Here is a 22,963-nt window from a genome sequence, read left to right as displayed (position 1 = left end):
TCCTATTGTGAATTATTTGCTAACCTTCACAGCGCCTTGAACAACTACAAGAGATTTCTTAGCACCTGGAACGTTACCTTTTACTAGTAATAAGTTGCGCTCAGTGTCAACTTGAACGATTTCTAAGTTTTGGATAGTAACTTGGTCTCCACCCATACGTCCAGCAAGTTTTTTGCCTTTGAATACACGGTTCGGAGCAACTGGGCCCATTGAACCTGGACGACGGTGATAGCGAGAACCATGAGACATAGGTCCGCGAGATTGTCCGTGGCGTTTGATAACACCTTGGAAACCTTTACCTTTAGAAATTCCTGTTACATCAACGATTTCACCTGTAGCGAATACGTCAACTTTTACCTCTTGACCAACCTCTAATCCGTCCACGTCTGCATCGCGGATTTCGCGAATGAAGCGCTTAGGAGTTGTAGATGCTTTAGCAGTGTGGCCTTGTTCAGGTTTGTTAGTTAACTTTTCACGTTTATCTTCAAATCCTAACTGGATTGCATTGTAGCCATCAGTTTCAGTTGTTTTCTTTTGAAGAACAACGTTTGGATTAGCAGCGATAACTGTTACTGGGATTAACTCACCGTTCTCAGCAAATACTTGAGTCATACCGATCTTTCTTCCTAAGATTCCTTTGGTCATGAGTTACACCTCCTACATTTTTAAGTTATATAAATTATAGTTTGATTTCGATATCTACACCAGATGGTAAGTCTAAACGCATTAATGAATCTACTGTTTGTGGAGTAGGACTCACGATGTCGATTAGACGTTTGTGCGTGCGCATTTCGAATTGCTCACGAGAATCTTTGTACTTATGAACAGCACGAAGAATTGTGTAAACAGTTTTTTCAGTTGGTAATGGGATCGGACCAGAAACTGTTGCCCCAGAACGCTTAGCTGTTTCTACAATTTTCTCAGCTGACTGATCAAGAATACGGTGATCGTAAGCTTTTAAACGGATACGAATTTTTTCTTTTGCCATTATTTTCCCTCCTTCGTTCGCCTATTTCTAAAATAGACCTTCTCCATGGAAATTTCCCCACACCATGCCATGGCAAAGCGGCCGGGTGTGTCAGCAACCTTCCACTTCATCGCAGTCAAAGACCAACATTGTCTATTATACAATGTTATTCGTCTAGATGCAAGCATCTTTTTGTTTGCATCTGCTTTTCTCTACTTTTGCTATTATACATGGCACTTTAAAGAATTTCAAGTTTTCATCTAACAGAATTCATTTTACAGTTTCTGGATTATCTTTTGTCGTTTTTATAATACTATAGAAGAAACTCGTCAAAACAAAAAACACCCTCTTCTTCCTTATATAAACGCAAACAAAAAACCTAAGGGAAAATCCCTTAGGTTTTTTTATATCAGTTAAGATTACTCAACGATAGTAGCAACTACACCGTAACCTACTGTACGTCCACCTTCACGAATAGAGAATTTAGTTCCCTCTTCGATAGCGATTGGAGCGATAAGTTCGATAGTCATTTCGATGTTGTCACCAGGCATTACCATTTCAGTACCTTCTGGTAATTGGATGATACCAGTTACGTCAGTTGTACGGAAGTAGAACTGAGGACGGTAGTTAGCGAAGAATGGAGTGTGACGTCCACCTTCTTCTTTAGATAATACGAAAACTTCAGCTTTGAATTTAGCGTGAGCTTTTACAGAACCGCTTTTTGCAAGTACTTGTCCACGTTGGATGTCTTCACGAGCAACCCCACGAAGTAAAGCACCGATGTTGTCTCCAGCTTGAGCTTGGTCAAGAAGTTTACGGAACATCTCTACACCAGTTACAGTTGTAGAAGCATTTTCTTCAGCAAGACCGATGATTTCTACTACGTCACCAACTTTAACGATACCGCGCTCAACACGACCAGTAGCAACTGTACCACGACCTGTGATAGAGAATACGTCCTCTACAGGCATTAAGAATGGTTTGTCAGTTTCACGTTCTGGAGTTGGGATGTAAGCATCAACTTCAGCCATTAATTCAATGATTTTTGCTTCCCAATCAGCTTCTCCTTGAAGAGCTTTAAGAGCAGAACCTTTGATTACAGGAATGTCGTCGCCTGGGAATCCGTATTCAGATAATAGGTCGCGAACTTCCATTTCTACTAATTCTAATAATTCTTCGTCATCTACCATGTCGCATTTGTTTAAGAATACAACGATGTAAGGAACACCTACTTGACGAGAAAGAAGGATGTGCTCACGTGTTTGAGGCATTGGGCCATCAGCAGCAGATACTACTAAGATACCGCCGTCCATTTGAGCAGCACCAGTGATCATGTTTTTAACATAGTCAGCGTGACCTGGGCAGTCAACGTGTGCATAGTGACGAGTTTCAGTTTCGTACTCAACGTGTGCAGTTGAGATTGTGATACCGCGCTCTCTTTCTTCTGGAGCAGCATCGATTTGATCGTATCCGCGTGCTTCAGCACCACCAGCTTTTGCAAGAACTGTAGTGATCGCAGCAGTTAATGTAGTTTTACCATGGTCAACGTGGCCGATTGTACCGATGTTAACATGGGGTTTAGAACGTTCGAATTTAGCTTTAGCCATTCTAAATTCCTCCTTAGTTTATATAGGTTATTTTATATTTAGACTAGAAAGTGAAACTTACGTCCCACTTTCTAAGCTTACATAAGTAGTTATACTTGAACAATCGATAAAAATCAATTATTCACCTTTATTTTTTTTGATAATTTCTTCAGAAACAGACTTTGGTACTTCTTCATAGTGGTCAAACACCATAGAGAATGTTCCGCGTCCTTGAGTGTTAGAACGTAATGACGTTGCATAACCGAACATTTCAGAAAGTGGAACCATAGCGCGAACAACTTGTGCGTTACCGCGAGCTTCCATACCTTCTACACGTCCACGACGAGATGTTACGTCACCCATAATGTCACCCATGTACTCTTCAGGAATTACAACTTCAACTTTCATCATTGGCTCAAGAATTACTGGGCTACATTTAGAAACCGCAGCTTTAAGTGCCATAGATGCAGCGATTTTGAACGCCATCTCAGATGAATCGACATCATGGTAAGATCCGTCAACTAATGCAGCTTTAATGTCAACTAGTGGATAACCAGCTAGTACACCATTTTTAAGTGCATCTTCAAGACCTGCTCCAACAGCTGGGATGTATTCACGAGGAACTACACCACCGACGATCTTGTTTTCGAATTCGAATCCTTTACCTTCTTCGTTAGGTTCAAACTCAATCCAAACGTGACCGAATTGTCCACGACCACCAGATTGACGAGCGAACTTACCTTCAACTTTCGCAGCAGCGCGGAAAGTCTCACGGTATGCTACCTGAGGAGCACCAACGTTTGCTTCCACTTTGAATTCACGGCGCATACGGTCAACGATGATATCAAGGTGAAGTTCACCCATACCAGCGATGATAGTTTGGCCAGTTTCTTGGTCAGTGTGAGCACGGAATGTTGGATCTTCTTCAGAAAGCTTAGATAATGCTGTACCCATTTTATCTTGGTCAGCTTTAGATTTTGGTTCGATAGCTACAGAGATAACTGGCTCTGGGAATTCCATAGACTCAAGGATAACAAGGCTCTTCTCGTCACAAAGAGTATCACCAGTAGTAGTATCTTTTAAACCTACAGCAGCAGCGATATCACCAGCGTAAACTGTTGAAATCTCTTCACGGCTGTTAGCGTGCATTTGTAGGATACGACCTACACGCTCACGCTTACCTTTAGTTGAGTTTTTCACGTATGATCCAGAGTTTAACACACCAGAGTACACACGGAAGAACGTTAACTTACCAACATAAGGGTCAGTCATGATTTTGAATGCTAAAGCTGCGAATGGTTCTTCATCGCTAGACTTACGTTCTACTTCTTCATCTGTATCCGGTAGAGTACCTTTAATAGCAGGTACATCTAGTGGAGATGGAAGGTAGTCGATAACTGCGTCTAACAGAATTTGAACACCTTTGTTTTTGAATGCAGAACCACAGATTACTGGGAAGAATTCTACAGAAGTTGTAGCCTTACGGATACCAGCTTTAAGCTCTTCTACAGTGATTTCTTCACCTTCTAGGTACTTCATCATCATTTCTTCATCAAGCTCAGCTACCGCTTCAATAAGTTTTCCACGGTATTCTTCAGCTAATTCTTTGTGCTCTTCAGGAATTTCAACACGTTGAATGTCTGTTCCTAAATCGTTACCGTACATGTAAGCACACTCTTCAACAAGGTCAATGATACCATTGAACTCATCTTCAGCACCGATTGGTAACTGAATTGGATGTGCGTTTGCTTGTAAACGATCGTGGATTGTTCCTACAGAGTATAAGAAATCTGCACCGATCTTATCCATTTTGTTAACGAATACGATACGAGGTACGCCGTAAGTAGTAGCCTGACGCCAAACAGTTTCTGTTTGTGGTTCTACACCAGATTGCGCATCAAGTACTGCTACAGCGCCATCAAGTACGCGTAAAGAACGTTCTACTTCTACTGTGAAATCTACGTGTCCTGGAGTATCAATGATGTTTACACGATGACCTTTCCATTGTGCTGTAGTTGCAGCAGAAGTAATTGTGATACCACGCTCTTGCTCTTGCTCCATCCAGTCCATCTGAGATGCACCTTCGTGAGTTTCACCGATTTTATGAATACGTCCTGTGTAGTACAGAATACGCTCAGTTGCTGTTGTTTTACCAGCATCGATGTGAGCCATGATACCAATATTACGAGTGTTTTCTAAAGAGAACTCTCTTGCCATTTGGTGTCTTGCTCCTTCCATATATGGATTGGATTTTTTTTATTTTAAGTAGCAAAAAAGCCACTTTATATTGTTACACATGTCAGTATGTCCAGTACTCTCATTATGTAAAACGAGCGCCCGATGAAAGGGAGAGGCATTCTCCCTCTCCACACTTCCATAAGCGACAAATAAAGCGGTTTATGCTTACATTTATTTTACGTTGAATCCTACCAACGGTAATGAGCAAATGCTTTGTTAGCTTCTGCCATTTTATGAGTGTCTTCACGTTTCTTAACAGATGCACCAGCGTTGTTAGCTGCATCTAAGATTTCGTTAGCAAGACGCTCTTCCATAGTTTTTTCACCACGAAGACGAGCGTAGTTTACTAACCAACGAAGACCTAAAGTTGTACGGCGTTCTGGACGAACCTCAACTGGAACTTGGTAGTTAGCACCACCAACACGACGAGCGCGTACTTCAAGAACAGGCATGATGTTCTTAAGAGCTTGCTCGAATACTTCCATTGGCTCTTTACCAGTACGTTCGTTTACGATATCGAACGCATTATAAAGAATTGTTTGAGATTTACCTTTTTTACCGTCAACCATCATTTTGTTGATAAGGCGTGTTACTAGCTTCGAATTGTACATTGGATCTGGTAACACGTCACGTTTCGCAACAGGTCCTTTACGAGGCATATTGAGTTCCTCCTTTCATTTTAAAGTTATTATTTTTTAGCAGGTTTTGGTCTCTTAGTACCATATTTAGAACGTCCTTGCATACGTTTGTCAACACCAGCTGTGTCAAGCGCACCACGAACGATGTGGTAACGTACCCCCGGTAAATCCTTTACACGACCACCGCGAATTAATACTACGCTATGCTCTTGTAGGTTATGACCGATACCTGGGATGTAAGCTGTAACCTCGATACCGTTTGTTAAACGTACACGAGCGTATTTACGTAACGCTGAGTTAGGTTTCTTTGGAGTCATTGTACCAACACGAGTACATACACCACGTTTTTGAGGTGCAGAGATATCAGTTGATTTTTTCTTTAAAGAGTTAAAACCTTTGTTTAACGCAGGTGATTTAGATTTCCATACTTTATCAGTACGACCATTTCTCACTAATTGGTTAATAGTAGGCATTTGATTATCCTCCCTTCGCATGTTTGTATGACCACATATCCAGGTGGTTCATTATTAGTTGAAAACAAAGTTTTTGCAAGGAAGAGCAAATGCTCTCTCCTCACAAAAACAGTTTTAACTTATTATTCCTATTGCTGAAGCTCCCACTTGAATCCCCGAAGCTTTACCAAGCTTACGAACTGATTCAACTTTTGTTATGGGCACGTTATATTGCATTGCAATACGAATGATAGCATGGGTTAACCGCATGTCAGCATCCTCTGCGATGACAACTTCTTTAACTGTACCATTTTTGATTGCTTCCAATGTGCGTTTATGACCAACGACTACATTTTCAGCAGTTGATACTTTTTGATAAGACATATAAATATCCTCCAAAGCATCGTTCAGGAGCAACCTTGATTATAGTAACATTTTGACTCATACAATGTCAACTAAGATTAATTGTTTTTATACAAAATTTATGACGGAAAATTTTACTGTTCCACATAAACCTCATCGTTTTCTACGTTCATGTCATCTTGTGTTGTTTTTACAAGATCCACTTTGCGATAACGATTCATACCTGTTCCAGCAGGAACAAGTTTACCGATAATAACATTTTCTTTTAATCCTAGAAGTTCATCGCGTTTACCCTTAATTGCTGCATCAGTTAAGACACGAGTTGTTTCTTGGAACGATGCTGCAGATAAGAATGAATCTGTTTCAAGTGAAGCTTTTGTAATACCAAGTAGAACAGGTCTAGCTGTTGCTGGTTGCTTACCTTGCAGTAAGACCTTAGCATTCGCATCAGTAAACTGATGGATATCTAGTAATGTTCCTGGTAATACATCTGTTTCACCTGCATCACTTACACGAACTTTACGTAACATTTGACGTACCATTACCTCTACGTGTTTGTCACCAATTTCTACCCCTTGCATACGGTATACTTTTTGAACTTCACGTAATAAGTATTCTTGAACCGCCGTAATGTCCGTTACTTTTAGTAATTCTTTCGGATCAATAGAACCTTCTGTTAACTCTTTACCGTGGCTAATTGGCTGTCCTGGAGTTACTTTCAGACGAGCACCGTAAGGAATAGCATACGTACGAGCTTCAACTTCACCCTGTACAACTACTTCTTGGCGATCTTTAACGTCGTTGATCGCTGCGATAACACCGTCGATTTCACTGATAACTGCCTGACCTTTCGGATTACGAGCTTCGAAGATCTCTTGGATACGAGGTAAACCTTGAGTAATATCATCTCCGGCAACCCCACCTGTATGGAATGTACGCATCGTTAACTGTGTACCTGGCTCACCGATAGATTGAGCTGCGATAATACCTACCGCTTCTCCTACTTCTACGTCTGTTCCAGTTGCTAAGTTACGACCGTAACACTTCTTACATACACCGTGGCGAGTGTTACACGTAAACGCTGAACGAATGTTTACAGTTTCAACACCCGAATTTTCAACGATATGAGCGATATCTTCAGTAATTAATTGATTTTCAGCAACTAATACTTCACCTGTTTCAGGATGTTTTACAGTTTTTCTTGCAAAACGTCCAACAAGACGATCATATAATGACTCGATAACTTCATTACCCTCTTTAATCGCACCAATTAATAAACCGCGATCTGTTCCACAATCATCTTCACGAACGATTACATCTTGTGCAACGTCAACAAGACGACGTGTTAAGTAACCAGAATCGGCAGTTTTAAGTGCTGTATCAGCAAGACCTTTACGCGCACCATGCGTAGAGATGAAGTACTCAAGTACTGTTAAACCTTCACGGAAACTCGATTTGATTGGAAGTTCGATGATACGACCAGATGGATTGGCCATAAGACCACGCATACCAGCAAGCTGAGTAAAGTTAGATGCGTTACCACGGGCACCTGAGTCACTCATCATGAAGATTGGGTTGCGTTTATTCAAGGATTTCATCAGTTTTCCTTGGATAACATCTTTTGCATTACTCCAAATAGAAATAACGCGATCGTAACGTTCTTCTTCCGTGATTAAACCGCGACGGAATTGTTTAATTACATTATCTACTTTTGCTTGTGCTTCGTGGAGAATTTCATCTTTTTCGCCTAATACAAGAATGTCAGATACCCCAACTGTAATACCAGCTTTTGTAGAGTACTTGAATCCTAAGTTTTTCATACGGTCAAGCATGCGAGACGTTTCTGTAATTTGGAAACGTTTGAACACTTCCGCAATGATGTTACCAAGGATCTTCTTGCTAAATGGCGCCACTTCTTCGCGACTAGCAATAATTTCTTTAATGTTCGCACCTTTTTCAACGAAATATTTCGCTGGTGTTTCTTTTTCAAGGTTTGAATTTGTTGGTTCATTAATATAAGGGAACGACTCTGGTAAGATTTCGTTAAATATTAATTTACCAACTGTTGTTAATAGAAGCATACTCTTTTGCTCTTCAGTAAATGTTGCGTTGTTTACTGCACTTGCAGCTACTGCAACACGTGTATGAAGATGAACATATCCATTTTGATATGCAAGCAATGCTTCGTTTGCATCTTTGAAGACCATACCTTCACCGATTGCACCTTCACGCTCAAGTGTTAAGTAATAGTTACCTAATACCATATCCTGAGATGGAGTAACAACTGGTTTACCGTCTTTCGGGTTCAAGATGTTTTGTGCCGCTAACATAAGAAGACGAGCTTCAGCTTGAGCTTCTGATGATAAAGGTACGTGAACGGCCATTTGGTCACCGTCAAAGTCCGCGTTGTATGCAGTACATACAAGTGGGTGAAGACGGATTGCGCGACCTTCTACTAATGTAGGTTCAAACGCCTGGATACCAAGACGGTGAAGTGTTGGTGCGCGGTTTAGAAGTACTGGATGTTCTTTAATCACAGACTCTAAAACGTCCCAAACTTCAGGTTGTACACGCTCGATTTTACGTTTCGCACTCTTAATGTTATGTGCTAATCCTTTTTCAACTAACTCTTTCATTACGAAAGGTTTGAACAGTTCAAGCGCCATTTCTTTTGGCAATCCACATTGATACATCTTTAAGTTCGGTCCTACAACGATTACAGAACGACCAGAGTAGTCAACACGTTTACCTAATAAATTTTGACGGAAACGTCCTTGTTTACCTTTAAGCATGTGAGATAGTGATTTTAATGGACGGTTACCTGGCCCAGTAACTGGACGGCCACGACGACCATTATCGATTAATGCGTCTACAGCTTCTTGTAACATACGTTTTTCGTTTTGAACAATGATGCTTGGTGCACCTAAGTCCAATAGACGTTTTAAACGGTTGTTACGGTTAATTACACGACGGTATAAGTCGTTTAAGTCAGAAGTAGCAAAACGTCCACCGTCTAACTGTACCATTGGGCGTAGTTCTGGTGGGATTACTGGTAGAACATCTAAGATCATCCAAGACGGTTCATTTCCAGAGTTACGGAATGCTTCTAATACTTCTAGACGTTTAATAGCACGAGTACGGCGTTGTCCTTGTGCTGTTTTTAATTCTTCTTTTAAGAAGTCTACTTCTTTATCTAAATCGATGTCTTGTAGTAGCTTTTTAATTGCTTCTGCACCCATAGCAGCTTGGAATGTGCTACCATATCGATCACGATATGCACGGTATTCTTTTTCAGAAAGTAATTGCTTCTTATCAAGTGGTGTATCTCCACTTTCTGTTACAACATAAGAAGCGAAATAAATTACTTCTTCAAGCGCGCGAGGGGACATGTCTAAGACAAGTCCCATGCGGCTCGGGATACCTTTGAAATACCAAATATGAGATACAGGAGCAGCTAATTCGATATGACCCATACGTTCACGACGTACTTTTGCACGCGTTACTTCAACGCCACATCGATCACAAACTACACCTTTATAACGTACACGTTTGTATTTTCCGCAATGACATTCCCAGTCCTTTTGTGGTCCGAAAATACGCTCACAGAATAAGCCATCTTTTTCAGGCTTTAACGTACGATAGTTAATAGTTTCTGGTTTCTTAACTTCACCGTATGACCAAGAACGAATCTTGTCAGGTGAAGCAAGTCCAATCTTCATATATTCAAAGTTATTTACATCTATCAAGGGGCCTACCTCCCTTTTAGTCTACAGGTTATCCCAATTATTCCTTAGTTGTCTCAACTTCGACATTCAATTTATCTGCTGATTGATGATCATCGTCATCTTCTGTATCACGCATTTCAATTTCTGTATCGTCGCTAGACATCATTTTAACGTCCATACCTAAACTTTGCAGCTCTTTAATCAATACTTTGAATGATTCAGGAACGCCTGGTTCTGGAACATTTTCGCCTTTAACAATTGCTTCATAAGTCTTAACACGTCCAACAACATCATCAGACTTCACTGTTAAGATTTCTTGAAGAGTATAAGCAGCACCGTAAGCTTCAAGTGCCCAAACCTCCATCTCACCGAAACGCTGTCCACCGAACTGAGCTTTACCTCCAAGAGGTTGCTGCGTTACAAGTGAGTATGGTCCAGTAGAACGAGCATGAAGTTTATCGTCAACCATGTGCGCAAGTTTGATCATATACATGACACCAACAGATACGCGGTTATCGAATGGTTCACCAGTACGTCCGTCATACAGGATTGTTTTCGCGTCATTTGCCATACCAGCTTCTTCAATTGTGCCCCAAACATCTTCCTCACGAGCACCATCGAATACTGGTGTTGCAATGTGAATGCCAAGGTATCTTGCTGCCATACCAAGATGAAGCTCTAATACCTGACCGATATTCATACGAGATGGTACCCCTAATGGGTTTAACATGATATCGATTGGCGTACCGTCTGGTAGGTAAGGCATATCTTCTTCTGGTAAAATACGAGAAATAACACCTTTGTTACCGTGACGTCCGGCCATCTTGTCACCTTCAGAAATTTTACGTTTTTGAACGATATATGCACGTACAAGTTGATTCACGCCCGGTGGCAATTCATCGCCATCTTCACGGTTGAATACTTTTACGTCTAAGATAATACCGCCACCACCGTGTGGTACACGTAGTGATGTATCACGTACTTCACGCGCTTTTTCTCCAAAGATAGCATGTAATAGACGTTCTTCAGCTGTTAATTCTGTTACACCTTTAGGTGTTACTTTACCAACAAGTAAATCTCCATCTTTTACTTCAGCACCAACGCGAATGATACCGCGCTCGTCAAGGTTACGTAATGCGTCTTCCCCAACGTTTGGAATGTCACGTGTAATTTCTTCTGGTCCAAGCTTCGTATCACGAGCTTCTGATTCATATTCTTCAATATGAATAGAAGTGTACACATCATCTTTTACAAGGCGCTCACTCATGATGATCGCATCCTCGTAGTTATAACCGTCCCAAGTCATGAAGCCAACAAGCACGTTACGTCCAAGTGCTAGTTCACCTAATTCCATAGAAGGACCATCCGCAAGGATTTCACCTTTTACAACTTCATTTCCAACACTTACGATTGGACGTTGGTTGTAACAAGTTCCTTGGTTAGAACGAATGAATTTTTGCATTTTGTAGCGATCTAAGTCGCCTTTTACTGTTTGACCGTCAACTTCTACATAGCGACGTACCCAAACTTCACGTGCTTCTACGCGCTCAACAACCCCAGGATGTTTACAGATTACTGCAGCACCTGAGTCTTTTGCTGATACGTACTCCATACCTGTACCTACAATCGGAGATTCCGGATTCATTAACGGAACCGCCTGACGTTGCATGTTCGCTCCCATAAGTGCGCGGTTAGAGTCATCGTTTTCTAAGAACGGAATACAAGCTGTCGCTGCCGACACTACTTGTTTTGGAGATACATCCATGTAGTCGATGCGTTCTCTATTTGTGACAATGTTTTCACCACGGAAACGAGCTACGATATCTTCACTTAGGAATTCACCTTCGTCAGATAATTTCATATTCGCTTGGGCTACAACATAGTTATCTTCTTCATCTGCTGTTAAGTAATCAACATGCCCTGTTACAAGACCAGTTTCTGGGTCAACACGACGGTATGGTGTTTCAATGAAACCAAACTCATTTACTTTCGCGAACGAAGATAATGAGTTAATCAAACCGATGTTTGGTCCCTCTGGTGTTTCAATCGGACACATACGACCGTAGTGAGAGTAATGAACGTCACGCACTTCAAAGCCTGCGCGCTCACGCGTTAAACCACCAGGTCCTAATGCAGATAGTCTTCGTTTGTGAGTTAACTCTGCTAATGGGTTTGTTTGGTCCATAAACTGAGATAACTGAGAACTTCCGAAGAACTCTTTAATAGATGCAATAACAGGACGAATATTAATTAGTGCCTGTGGTGTAATTGCATTTGTATCTTGGATCGACATTCTCTCACGAACAACACGTTCCATACGAGAAAGACCGATACGGAATTGATTTTGTAACAGTTCTCCAACAGAACGCAGACGACGGTTTCCTAAATGGTCAATATCATCTGTATCCCCTACTTTGTATAGTAGGTTGAAGAAGTAACTGATAGAAGCAAGGATATCACCTGGTGTAATGTGTTTCACATCACGAGTAATGTTTGCATTACCAATTACATTAATTACGCGTTCGCCTTCCGACTCAGGAGCATAAATCTTAATAGATTGCAGCTCAACATCGCCTTCTACCACTCCACCCATTGGTTTCGCTGTTTTGAATCCAATGTTTTTCTCTAAGTAAGGTAAAATGCGATCAAGTGTACGACGATCTAAGATTGTTCCTTCTGCCGCTAAAATTTCACCAGTTTCTGGATCCACTAATGTTTCAGCTAAACGTTGATTAAACAATCTGTTTTTAATGTGTAACTTCTTGTTGATCTTATAGCGACCTACATTTGCTAAATCGTAGCGCTTTGGATCAAAGAAACGAGACACAAGTAAGCTCTTAGCATTTTCTACCGTTGGTGGTTCACCAGGACGTAGACGCTCATAAATTTCAAGCAATGCTTTTTCTGTGCTATCTGTGTTGTCTTTTTCTAATGTGTTGCTTAAGTATTCGTTATCACCTAAAAGCTCGGTGATTTCTTGATCAGAGCCAAACCCTAATGCGCGTAACAAAACAGTTACAGGAAGTTTACGCGTACGGTCAATACGCACATATACAACATCCTTAGCATCTGTCTCATACTCTAACCAAGCTCCGCGGTTTGGAATTACAGTAGCAGTAAAACCACGTTTTCCGTTTTTATCCACTTTGCCACTATAGTATACGCTTGGAGAGCGAACTAACTGGGAAACGATAACACGTTCTGCACCGTTAATTACGAATGTTCCAGTCTCTGTCATGAGTGGGAAATCTCCCATGAACACATCTTGTTCTTTTACTTCACCAGTTTCCTTGTTGATTAGACGCACTTTTACACGAAGTGGTGCTGCATACGTCACATCACGCTCTTTGCATTCGTCTACAGAGTATTTAGGTTCACCTAAGCTGTAGTCGATAAATTCAAGCGATAGATTTCCCGTAAAGTCTTCAATCGGAGAAATGTCTTGGAACATTTCTCGCAAACCCTCATCAAGAAACCACTGATAAGAAGAGGTTTGAATTTCGATAAGATTTGGTAACTCTAATACTTCACTAATACGGGCATAACTTCTTCGTTGGCGGTGGCGTCCGTATTGAACTAGTTGACCTGTCAACTGCTTCACCCCTCAAATCATGAGTATTATAAATGCACAAAAAAATTTGTGCAAAATCACAAATAAATACAACTACTGCTATTAGCGTAGTCTCTTTCTCTTAAAGATAAATACGTTGAGTCTTTCTACCTGCTCAAAAAAGAAAAATGGCTTCTATAAGAAAACCATCATTCTGTTTCATAATCTGCTGATTTTACTATCTTTTCCAAGAGAAACAAAAATATACATCTTTCTCAACGCAGAAAATCATATATTGGCATTGTATAATGTTAACATAGCCAAAAATAACCGTCAACGTTTTTTTGATTTTATGATATAATATCCTTTTTTCTTTTCTACAACCTCAACCTCAGAAAATACTTCTTCTAGTTTTTTTAGCGCAGACGGTGCACCTTGTTTCTTTTGAATAACAATCCAAAGTTCTCCACCTGGAACTAAATACTCCACAGCTTTTTCTAAAATCTCATGTACGATATCTTTACCCGCACGAATTGGAGGGTTAGATAGAATAGCAGCATACTTACCATCTACATTTTCATAGACGCTACTTTGAAAAATACGTATATTCTCGATTTTGTTATTAGCGGCGTTTTCTTTCGCAAGCCCAAGTGCCCTCTCATTCACATCCACCATGTGAACTTCACGACCTTGAAACTCTTTCGCTAACGACAAACCAATAGGACCGTATCCGCAACCTACGTCTAATATATTACCTTTAATATCTGGCATTTGAAACGCTTCAATTAAAAGACGGGAACCAAAGTCCACTTCGTTTTTCGAGAACACCCCATGGTCAGATAAGAAAGTAAATCGAGATCCACGAAGGTCAAACTCCCATCGCTTACGATCACTTTTACTAGAAGGGTCGTTAGAAAAATAATGGTCTGCCATATGGCCACCTCTTTTCTTTACAGTTAAAAAAAAAGCTCGCATGAGAGCGAGCTTTTTTTAAAGCATCAAAAGTTAATTACTTAACTTCTACAGCAGCGCCAACTTCTTCAAGTTTAGCTTTGATTTCTTCAGCTTCTTCTTTAGCAGCAGCTTCTTTGATTACTTTTGGAGTGTTGTCAACTAATTCTTTAGCTTCTTTTAAGCCAAGACCAGTGATTTCACGAACAACTTTGATAACTTTGATTTTTTGTGCACCAGCGCTAGTTAGTTCCACATCAAATTCAGTTTTCTCAGCAGCAGCTTCTCCAGCGCCACCAGCAACAGCTACAGGAGCAGCAGCAGTTACGCCGAATTCTTCCTCGATAGCTTTTACTAAGTCGTTAAGTTCTAATACAGTCATAGATTTAACTGCTTCAATGATTTGTTCTTTAGTCATTGTAAATATCCTCCCTTAAATAGGTTTGTATTGTTTTATCGATAATACGTAATTATCTTTTAAAAAATTAAGCGCCTTGCTCTTCCTTTTGGTCTGCAACTGCTTTAGTAGCAAGTGCAAGGTTACGGATTGGAGCTTGAAGAACGCTAAGAAGCATAGAAAGTAAGCCTTCACGTGATGGAAGAGTAGCGATTGCTTTAACCTCATCAAGTGTTACAAGTTTACCTTCGATTACGCCCGCTTTAATTTCTAAAGCTTCATGATCTTTAGCGAAGTCGTTTAATACTTTCGCAGGAGCAACTACATCCTCGTTACTGAACGCGATTGCGTTTGGTCCTGTTAAGAATTCATTTAACTCAGCCATTTCAGCAGATTCTGCAGCACGACGAGTTAGAGAGTTTTTGTAAACTTTGAACTCAACGCCAGCTTCACGTAATTGCTTACGTAATTCTGTTGCTTCAGAAACTGTTAAACCACGGTAGTCAACAACGATTGTAGATTTACTAGCGCGAAGTTTGTCCGCGATTTCAGTTACAACTTGTTGTTTAGTTTCGATTACTTTGCTCATGTTATTACACCTCCTGTAGATTATATAGAAGATGTACCGAAAGTGCACTAAAAACCTCCATGCCCAACTTGTAGACATGGAGGCATATAGTCACAGAAAAAAGATTCCGCTTCGTATATTAACACCTAGGTAGGAAATTAAGTCTATTGACACCTACTGTCTACGGTACACTAATTAAATTCACAACATAAATGATTATATTAAAACTTCTTTATGAAGTCAACTTCCAAAATTTACGCTAATGTAGAAACGTCTACACGTACGCCAGGTCCCATTGTAGAAGCAACTGTTACGTTCTTCATGTAAGTACCTTTTGCAGCAGCTGGCTTAACTTTTTGTAAAGTGTCAGCAATTGTTTTGAAGTTTTCTACTAATTTAGCATCTTCGAAAGATACTTTACCGATTGGAACGTGGATGTTACCAGCTTTATCAACGCGGTATTCAACTTTACCAGCTTTGATTTCGTTAACAGCTTTAGTTACATCGAAAGTAACTGTTCCAGTTTTAGGGTTTGGCATTAAACCTTTAGGTCCTAATACGCGACCAAGTTTACCAACTTCACCCATCATGTCAGGAGTTGCTACTACTACATCGAAATCGAACCAACCTTGTTGGATTTTACCGATGTAATCAGTATCGCCTACGAAGTCAGCTCCAGCAGCTTCAGCTTCTTTAGCTTTTTCACCTTTAGCAAATACTAATACACGTTGTACTTTACCAGTACCGTGTGGAAGAACAACTGCGCCACGGATTTGTTGGTCAGCTTTCTTAGGGTCAACACCTAAACGGAATGCAGCTTCTACAGTTGCATCAAATTTAGCTGTGTTTGTTTTCTTTACTAATTCTACTGCTTCTGTTGCAGAGTAAGCAGCTGCACGATCAACAAGCTTTGCAGCTTCTACGTACTTTTTACCTCTTTTAGCCATTTTTATTTCCTCCTCGAATGTGGTTTTAGCGGAATAACCTCCCACGTTTACGCCTGTTTTCAGGTATAACCTGAGGATGAGCGCCATCCATTTATTTAAAAACGATAATCATTTACGATAATAAAGGTTGCGAATTGGAATTCCAGACCCGCAACCTTTTTTAAAACAAATCGAATTAGTCTTCGATAACGATGCCCATACTGCGTGCAGTACCTTCAACCATACGCATTGCAGCTTCTACGCTAGCAGCGTTTAGGTCAGGCATTTTAGTTTCAGCGATTTCGCGTACTTTATCACGCTTAACAGTTGCCACTTTATTACGGTTTGGTTCACCAGAACCAGACTCAATACCAGCTACTTTCTTAAGAAGAACAGCAGCAGGAGGAGTTTTAGTAATGAAAGTGAATGAACGGTCCTCAAATACCGTAATTTCAACAGGGATGATAAGACCAGCTTGATCTGCTGTACGAGCGTTAAACTCTTTACAGAAGCCCATGATGTTAACACCTGCTTGTCCTAATGCTGGACCAACTGGTGGAGCTGGGTTAGCTTTACCTGCAGGAATTTGAAGCTTTACCATTTTAATTACCTTTTTAGCCACGAGACACACCTCCTTAAGTCCGTGATGTGGTCAATTGGACAGTGATTTGCCCTCCCACGTCATATTTTATCTGTAAGGATAAAATCTTTCAAAAAACGTCTCCGATAACGAAGACGTACTGACTTAAAAGATATTATCACTTTTTACAATTCATTTCAAGTTTCATTTTATAATTTTTCAATTTGATGGAAGTCAAGTTCAACTGGAGTCTCGCGACCAAACATGTCCACAAGCACGCTAACCTTTTTCTTCTCCACATCAATTTCTTCAATAGCACCTGTATAATCTGCGAATGGCCCCTCATTTACACGTACTGTCTCATGAAGTTCAAAGTCGAAATCAACCACTTCGTTGTCCATTCCCATATGTTTCATAATGGTAACAACTTCCTCTTCTAATAGAGGTGATGGTTTAGATCCAGAACCAGAAGAACCAACGAACCCAGTTACACCCGGCGTGTTACGTACAACATACCAAGAGTCATCAGTCATGATTAATTCTACTAATACATAACCTGGGAACACTTTTCTTTTCATTAATTTTTCTTTTCCGTTTTTCATTTCTACTTCTACTTCTTCCGGGACAACAACACGGAAAATTTTATCTTGCATACCCATTGATTCTACACGTTTCTCTAGGTTTGCTTTTACTTTATTTTCATATCCAGAATAAGTATGGACAACATACCAACTTTTTTCCATTCATTTAGGACGAGCGTCCTTCCCTCCCTGACGTACATTTTTTTGCGCAAATGAAAAAACCCGTTCACCGGGCTTTTACACAGTTCTTATAAATAACATTATATCATGGATAAGTGCTTCTTATTCAAGAATTAACCAAGAATTAACCGAATTAAAGAAGAAATGCCCATATCAACTACTGCGAAGAAAATCGCAAAGAACACAACTGTAGCAACAACAGTCGCTGTTGAGCGGAGTAATTCATCTTTTTTAGGCCAACTTACTTTTTTCATTTCGCGACCTACATCGCCGAAAAAGTTCGTTAAACGCATCTGCGGGACCTCCAGTGTATTATTTCAATTATTTATTTTGTTTCCTTGTGAACTGTATGCTGATTGCATGTTTTACAAAACTTTTTTATTTCAAGTCGCTCTATTGAGCTCGTATCTTTCATAGTAGAGTAGTTTCGATTTTTACACTCTTCACATGAGAGTACAACTTTTTTCCTCATTAGTTACACCAACCTTGTAACATTATGTCCCTAAAAATGTATCATACAATAAAAGACAATGTCAATGACATGCATTTTGTACTCTCTACAAAAGAAAACAGGTGATTTATTTTACACCTGTAGCACTTGTTACTTCTTATGAATTTAAAGTTGTACTTTCTCTCATTTCCATATATCGTTCCAATTTTCTCTTTACTCTTTGTAAAGCGTTATCAATAGATTTCACATGCCTGTTTAACTGTTCTGAAATCTCTTGATAAGAACGACCATCTAAATATAAAGAAAGCACTTTCCTTTCTAAATCGCTTAATAATTCAGATATTTTTGATTCTATGTCTGTATATTCTTCCTGGCTAATGATCATCTCTTCAGGATCAGTCACCTTCGCTTCAGAAATAACATCCAATAACGTTCGATCAGATTCCTCATCGTAAATCGGCTTATCTAAAGACACATACGAATTTAAAGGAATATGTTTTTGTCTTGTTGCCGTTTTAATAGCGGTAATAATTTGTCGAGTGATACATAGTTCAGCAAATGCTTTGAATGAAGACAGCTTGTCCTCTTTATAATCACGAATTGCTTTAAACAACCCTATCATACCTTCTTGAACAATGTCTTCTCGATCGGCACCCACTAAAAAGTAAGATCTTGATTTCGCACGAACAAAGTTCTTATACTTGTGAATTAAATATTCTAGAGCGTCAGTATTACCTTTTCGAACTAACTCAACGATTGCCTCATCCTCTAAATCACGAAATGTAACGTCGCCTATACTTACGAAGCCTGCTTCCACCTTGATCCCTCCGACCGCTATTTATTTAGCAATATTATACAGTAAAAAGATAAAGAGCGTCAATGCTTCAACGCTCTCCTCTTCTTAATTTTTCTAATTTTTCTGTAATATCTTTACTAAATATCTTTCGCATGGCGGGCTGCTGTTCTTTCGTGTCTTTTGTGCGCCTTCTTACTTGTTGTTCCATCGCTTGTACTTCCAACTCTAATTCACGCGCAGATTTTCGAAGGGCACCTTGCCCAAATATAACCCATTGTTCTGTATAATCAGAAGTCGCAACATATATTTGTGTATTTATATTTCTAAGCTCTATCGCAAGTTGCTCTATCTTTTCGTCTGCAGTTTGATTCTTTCGTGTGAATATTACTTCTACACGAGATTGTTTCATCTTTTTTTCAATACCATGGACTGTATAGGCATCAAAGACTATCATCACTTTTATACCTGTATAACCTTGATAATCCGCCATCTTATCAATAAGCGCATCTCTTGATGATTGTAAATCTACATCCCGCAGTTTCTTCAAATCTCCCCAAGCTCCGATAATGTTGTAACCGTCAACGATTAAAATATCGTTCATTTTTTATTTACCAATTTCGTGACGTTTACGATATACCTCATACATTAACAAACTTGCGGCTACTGAAGCATTTAAGGATGTAACTTTACCAACCATCGGTAAAGTGATTAAGAAATCACACTTTTCACCAATAATACGACTCATACCTTTTCCTTCACTACCAATTACTAACCCAATCGGCATTGTACCATCTAAATTACGGTAATCCGTTTTCCCTTTGGCATCTGTACCAGCAATCCAAAGTCCACGCTCTTTTAATTCATCAATTGTACGAGATAAGTTTGTTACGCGCGCAACAGGAATGTATTCAATCGCTCCTGTTGATGCTTTCGCAACTGATGCTGTAAGTCCCACAGCTCTTCTCTTCGGAATAATAATTCCATGAGCTCCTGTTGCATCAGCAGTACGCATAATAGAACCTAGGTTATGCGGATCTTCAATCTCATCTAAAATCAAGAAGAATGGATCTTCATTACGTTTTTCTGCCACTTTGAATAAATCTTCTAACTCTGCATACTGATATGCAGCTACTTGAGCAATTACACCTTGATGATTACCCTCAACTAATTGATCTAACTTTTTCTTTGGTGCATGTTGTAAAATAATCTTATTTTCTTTCGCTAACGCTAGTACAATTTGTACTTGTCCTTTGGCAGCACCTTCTGCGATCCAAATTTTATTAATATCTCTCCCTGATCTTAACGCTTCAATTACAGGGTTACGTCCGATAATATATTCACTAGTCATGATGATGTGCCCCCTTCCTTTTCTTCTAAAACTGCAATTGCCTTATATACAATTTCGTCTAATCTTTCACGATTATTTAATAAATGATGATAACCAATTAGCGCTTCAAAGGCTGTACTATGTCGATATGTTTGTACATCCGTATTTTTCGGAACTGTACCTGAATTTGCATTACGCCCTCTTCTTAATACCGCCTCTTCTTCCTCTGTCAAAAATGCCGTCTCTAATAAATGATAAACAACTTTCGCCTGTGCTTTTGCTGAAACAAAGCTCGTCCCTAAGCGGTGTAATTGATTAGGGCGAACTTTTCCTTTTTGAAGGAGGTGATAGCGGATATATTGTTCATATACCGCATCACCCATATACGCTAACGCCAAGCTGTTTAATTGCTTTGCATCGATCATCCTTATCCTCTTTTCCATCTTGTACCTTGAGCAGTATCTTCTAAAATAATATTACGTTCTTTTAAATCGTCACGAATTTGATCAGACAATGCAAAATCACGATTTTTACGAGCTTCAATGCGCTTTTGGATAAGCTCTTCAATTTCTTCATCCAGTAATTCTTCTTTTGATAATTCTAATCCCAAAATATCAAATAACGTTTCCAGTTGTTTTACGTATGCTTCAATCACAACTTTAGATGTATGCTCTTCAAGTAAATATTGATTTGCATGATTTGCTACGTTGTATAATTCGGTAATTGCATTTGCAGTGTTAAAGTCATCATTCATTGCCTCTTCAAATGCAGTCTGGAATTTCTCTATTTCAGCTAACCATTTCTCATTATGGTCCGTTAAATCCGTACTACTCTCCATACGATGCTTTAAGTTTCCATAAGCTGTTTTAATTCTTTCCAGTCCATTATTCGTACTTTGTAATAACTCTTCACTAAAGTTAATCGGGTGACGATAGTGTACTGATAACATAAAGAATCTAATTAACTGCGGGTCGTATTGCTTAATAATATCGTGAACTAAAATAAAGTTACCAAGCGATTTAGACATCTTCTCATTGTTAATATTAATATATCCATTATGCATCCAGTAACGTGCAAACGTTTTTCCAGTCAATGCCTCTGACTGCGCAATTTCATTTTCATGATGTGGGAAAGCCAAGTCTTGACCACCAGCATGAATGTCAATTGTATCCCCTAAGTACTTACGCGCCATTGCTGAGCATTCAATATGCCATCCTGGACGTCCTTGCCCCCAAGGGCTTTCCCAGAAGATTTCTCCTTCTTTCGCAGCTTTCCATAAAGCAAAATCAAGAGGGTCTTGTTTCTTTTCCCCTACCTCAATACGAGCACCGTGACGTAAATCTGCGATTGGTTGATGTGATAATTTACCGTAACCTTCGAATTCCTTCGTCTTAAAGTACACATCACCCTCTGATTCATATGCATACCCTTTATTCACAAGTTCTTGAATAAATTCAATAATGATATCCATATTTTCTGTTACACGAGGATGAACTGTTGCGTGTTTGCAACCTAGTGCTGTTACATCTTCAAAGTACGCTTCAACAAAACGATCAGCAATTGTCGGTACATCTTCACCTAATTCATTTGCCGCTTTAATTAATTTATCATCTACATCCGTAAAGTTAGATACATATTGCACATCGTATCCTTTGTATTCTAAATAACGACGCACTGTATCGAATACCATAGGAGGCCTTGCATTCCCAATATGAATGTAGTTATAAACTGTAGGTCCGCATACATACATCTTTACCTTATTTTCTTCTAATGGAACAAACTCTTCTTTTTGACGTGTTAACGTATTATAAATGTGAATAGTCATTTTTATCCTTCCTTTCTACCTTTAATTCCAATTGTTTCTTCAATTTATCAAGTTCTACTTCCATAGCCTTTAATTTATCAAAAATCGGATCCGGAAGGTCAGAGTGATTTAATTCTTGACCAATCTTTACTCCATTTTGAATAACGACACGGCCAGGTATACCTACAACTGTAGAATGTGCAGGAACTTCTTTTAATACGACAGACCCTGCTCCGATTTTAGAATTCTCTCCCACAGTAATAGAACCAAGAACTTTAGCACCCGTCGCAATTAATACATTATCCTGAATTGTTGGATGCCTCTTTCCTTTTTCTTTTCCTGTACCACCTAATGTAACCCCTTGATAAATCGTTACATTATCACCAATTTCACAAGTTTCTCCGATTACAACTCCCATTCCATGATCTATGAAAAAACGTCGACCAATTGTTGCTCCTGGATGGATCTCAATGCCAGTAAAAAAGCGGCTCACTTGTGAAACAAAACGTGCAAGAAAGAAAAAATTTCTTTTATAAAAAGCATGTGCAATTCGATGGGCCCAAACTGCATGTAATCCAGAGTAAGTTAAAATGACTTCGAAATAACCTCTTGCCGCTGGATCCTGTTCAAAAACGACTTCAATATCTTCCCGAAGCCTCTTAAACATCGGTGTTCCCTCCCCTTTATGGGCTGCTTTTTTGTCGAGCGAACTAACTCCCCTAACTCATCACTTCTCCCCTAATTCTTTATATAAGGAGATAAATTCTATATTCATACCTATTTACACGGTATAAAAAAAAGGCGTCTCTGTCATATTGACAGAGACGCCTTTTAAGCGCGGTTCCACTCTGTTTAGGCTTAAAAAAGCCTCAAACTCATCCAT

At 39.6% G+C, this 22,963-nt stretch carries 23 protein-coding genes and 2 other annotated features (1 of these 25 only partly in view); all 23 genes read right to left on the bottom strand.

Annotation, left to right across the window (positions count from 1 at the left end):
• Positions 1-12 precede the first annotated feature (12 nt).
• The gene (gene rplC, locus M1D73_RS00670) at positions 13-645 is read right to left on the bottom strand and encodes a 50S ribosomal protein L3 (protein ID WP_000160207.1); all 633 of its coding nucleotides are present in this window, start codon (positions 643-645) and stop codon (positions 13-15) included.
• 34 nt (positions 646-679) lie between these two features.
• Complete coding sequence (rpsJ, locus tag M1D73_RS00665) at positions 680-988, bottom strand: 30S ribosomal protein S10 (protein WP_001040596.1); 309 nt, start codon at positions 986-988, stop codon at positions 680-682.
• 398 nt (positions 989-1,386) lie between these two features.
• Positions 1,387-2,574: an elongation factor Tu gene (gene tuf / locus M1D73_RS00660; RefSeq protein WP_001029614.1), complete on the bottom strand. Its 1,188-nt coding sequence runs from the start codon at positions 2,572-2,574 to the stop codon at positions 1,387-1,389.
• A gap of 117 nt (positions 2,575-2,691) precedes the next feature.
• Positions 2,692-4,770, bottom strand: coding sequence for an elongation factor G (gene fusA, locus M1D73_RS00655; protein ID WP_000090370.1), 2,079 nt, complete (start codon positions 4,768-4,770; stop codon positions 2,692-2,694).
• 209 nt (positions 4,771-4,979) lie between these two features.
• Complete coding sequence (gene rpsG / locus M1D73_RS00650) at positions 4,980-5,450, bottom strand: 30S ribosomal protein S7 (RefSeq protein ID WP_001137491.1); 471 nt, start codon at positions 5,448-5,450, stop codon at positions 4,980-4,982.
• A gap of 29 nt (positions 5,451-5,479) precedes the next feature.
• Complete coding sequence (rpsL, locus tag M1D73_RS00645) at positions 5,480-5,902, bottom strand: 30S ribosomal protein S12 (protein ID WP_001142341.1); 423 nt, start codon at positions 5,900-5,902, stop codon at positions 5,480-5,482.
• A 114-nt stretch (positions 5,903-6,016) separates the two neighbouring features.
• Entirely contained in the window at positions 6,017-6,265 is a 249-nt protein-coding gene (locus tag M1D73_RS00640; RefSeq protein ID WP_000121836.1) for a 50S ribosomal protein L7ae-like protein, read from the bottom strand.
• Between the two features lie 113 nt (positions 6,266-6,378).
• Positions 6,379-9,990, bottom strand: coding sequence for a DNA-directed RNA polymerase subunit beta' (rpoC, locus tag M1D73_RS00635; protein ID WP_000567939.1), 3,612 nt, complete (start codon positions 9,988-9,990; stop codon positions 6,379-6,381).
• 37 nt (positions 9,991-10,027) lie between these two features.
• Positions 10,028-13,561 carry a DNA-directed RNA polymerase subunit beta gene (gene rpoB / locus M1D73_RS00630; protein WP_000147553.1) on the bottom strand — a complete coding sequence of 1,178 codons (3,534 nt, stop codon included), beginning with the start codon at positions 13,559-13,561 and terminating at the stop codon, positions 10,028-10,030.
• A 291-nt stretch (positions 13,562-13,852) separates the two neighbouring features.
• Complete coding sequence (locus tag M1D73_RS00625) at positions 13,853-14,452, bottom strand: class I SAM-dependent methyltransferase (RefSeq protein WP_000763268.1); 600 nt, start codon at positions 14,450-14,452, stop codon at positions 13,853-13,855.
• Positions 14,453-14,528: 76 nt separating this feature from the next.
• Complete coding sequence (rplL, locus tag M1D73_RS00620; RefSeq protein ID WP_000159736.1) at positions 14,529-14,888, bottom strand: 50S ribosomal protein L7/L12; 360 nt, start codon at positions 14,886-14,888, stop codon at positions 14,529-14,531.
• A gap of 67 nt (positions 14,889-14,955) precedes the next feature.
• The gene (gene rplJ, locus M1D73_RS00615) at positions 14,956-15,456 is read right to left on the bottom strand and encodes a 50S ribosomal protein L10 (protein WP_000048716.1); all 501 of its coding nucleotides are present in this window, start codon (positions 15,454-15,456) and stop codon (positions 14,956-14,958) included.
• Between the two features lie 39 nt (positions 15,457-15,495).
• Positions 15,496-15,640, bottom strand: a sequence feature (ribosomal protein L10 leader region).
• Positions 15,641-15,689: 49 nt separating this feature from the next.
• Positions 15,690-16,382: a 50S ribosomal protein L1 gene (gene rplA / locus M1D73_RS00610; protein ID WP_001987630.1), complete on the bottom strand. Its 693-nt coding sequence runs from the start codon at positions 16,380-16,382 to the stop codon at positions 15,690-15,692.
• A 175-nt stretch (positions 16,383-16,557) separates the two neighbouring features.
• A complete protein-coding gene (gene rplK / locus M1D73_RS00605; protein WP_001085872.1) occupies positions 16,558-16,983 on the bottom strand; it encodes a 50S ribosomal protein L11 in 426 nt (141 codons plus the stop codon).
• A 167-nt stretch (positions 16,984-17,150) separates the two neighbouring features.
• Entirely contained in the window at positions 17,151-17,684 is a 534-nt protein-coding gene (gene nusG, locus M1D73_RS00600) for a transcription termination/antitermination protein NusG (RefSeq protein ID WP_000415794.1), read from the bottom strand.
• Between the two features lie 131 nt (positions 17,685-17,815).
• Entirely contained in the window at positions 17,816-17,995 is a 180-nt protein-coding gene (gene secE, locus M1D73_RS00595) for a preprotein translocase subunit SecE (RefSeq protein WP_001241323.1), read from the bottom strand.
• Between the two features lie 32 nt (positions 17,996-18,027).
• Entirely contained in the window at positions 18,028-18,174 is a 147-nt protein-coding gene (gene rpmG / locus M1D73_RS00590) for a 50S ribosomal protein L33 (RefSeq protein ID WP_014481927.1), read from the bottom strand.
• Positions 18,175-18,310: 136 nt separating this feature from the next.
• Positions 18,311-18,970, bottom strand: coding sequence for an RNA polymerase factor sigma-70 (locus M1D73_RS00585; RefSeq protein WP_000387193.1), 660 nt, complete (start codon positions 18,968-18,970; stop codon positions 18,311-18,313).
• 67 nt (positions 18,971-19,037) lie between these two features.
• A complete protein-coding gene (locus M1D73_RS00580; RefSeq protein WP_000997876.1) occupies positions 19,038-19,550 on the bottom strand; it encodes an NYN domain-containing protein in 513 nt (170 codons plus the stop codon).
• A gap of 3 nt (positions 19,551-19,553) precedes the next feature.
• Positions 19,554-20,297, bottom strand: coding sequence for a 23S rRNA (guanosine(2251)-2'-O)-methyltransferase RlmB (rlmB, locus tag M1D73_RS00575; protein ID WP_000200237.1), 744 nt, complete (start codon positions 20,295-20,297; stop codon positions 19,554-19,556).
• Positions 20,294-20,701 carry a Mini-ribonuclease 3 gene (locus M1D73_RS00570; RefSeq protein WP_000564261.1) on the bottom strand — a complete coding sequence of 136 codons (408 nt, stop codon included), beginning with the start codon at positions 20,699-20,701 and terminating at the stop codon, positions 20,294-20,296. Before M1D73_RS00570 ends, rlmB begins: the two co-directional genes overlap by 4 nt.
• Before the next feature lie 2 nt (positions 20,702-20,703).
• Positions 20,704-22,101: a cysteine--tRNA ligase gene (gene cysS / locus M1D73_RS00565; RefSeq protein WP_000152276.1), complete on the bottom strand. Its 1,398-nt coding sequence runs from the start codon at positions 22,099-22,101 to the stop codon at positions 20,704-20,706.
• A complete protein-coding gene (gene cysE / locus M1D73_RS00560) occupies positions 22,082-22,747 on the bottom strand; it encodes a serine O-acetyltransferase (protein ID WP_000476497.1) in 666 nt (221 codons plus the stop codon). Before cysE ends, cysS begins: the two co-directional genes overlap by 20 nt.
• 150 nt (positions 22,748-22,897) lie before the next feature.
• Positions 22,898-22,963 (bottom strand) — a binding site (T-box leader); it runs 181 nt beyond the window's last position.

The organism is Bacillus sp. PK3-067, assembly GCF_056738645.1.
The sequence above is the reverse complement of the archived record's forward strand: the minus strand, read 5'-3'. Positions and strand labels throughout refer to the sequence as shown.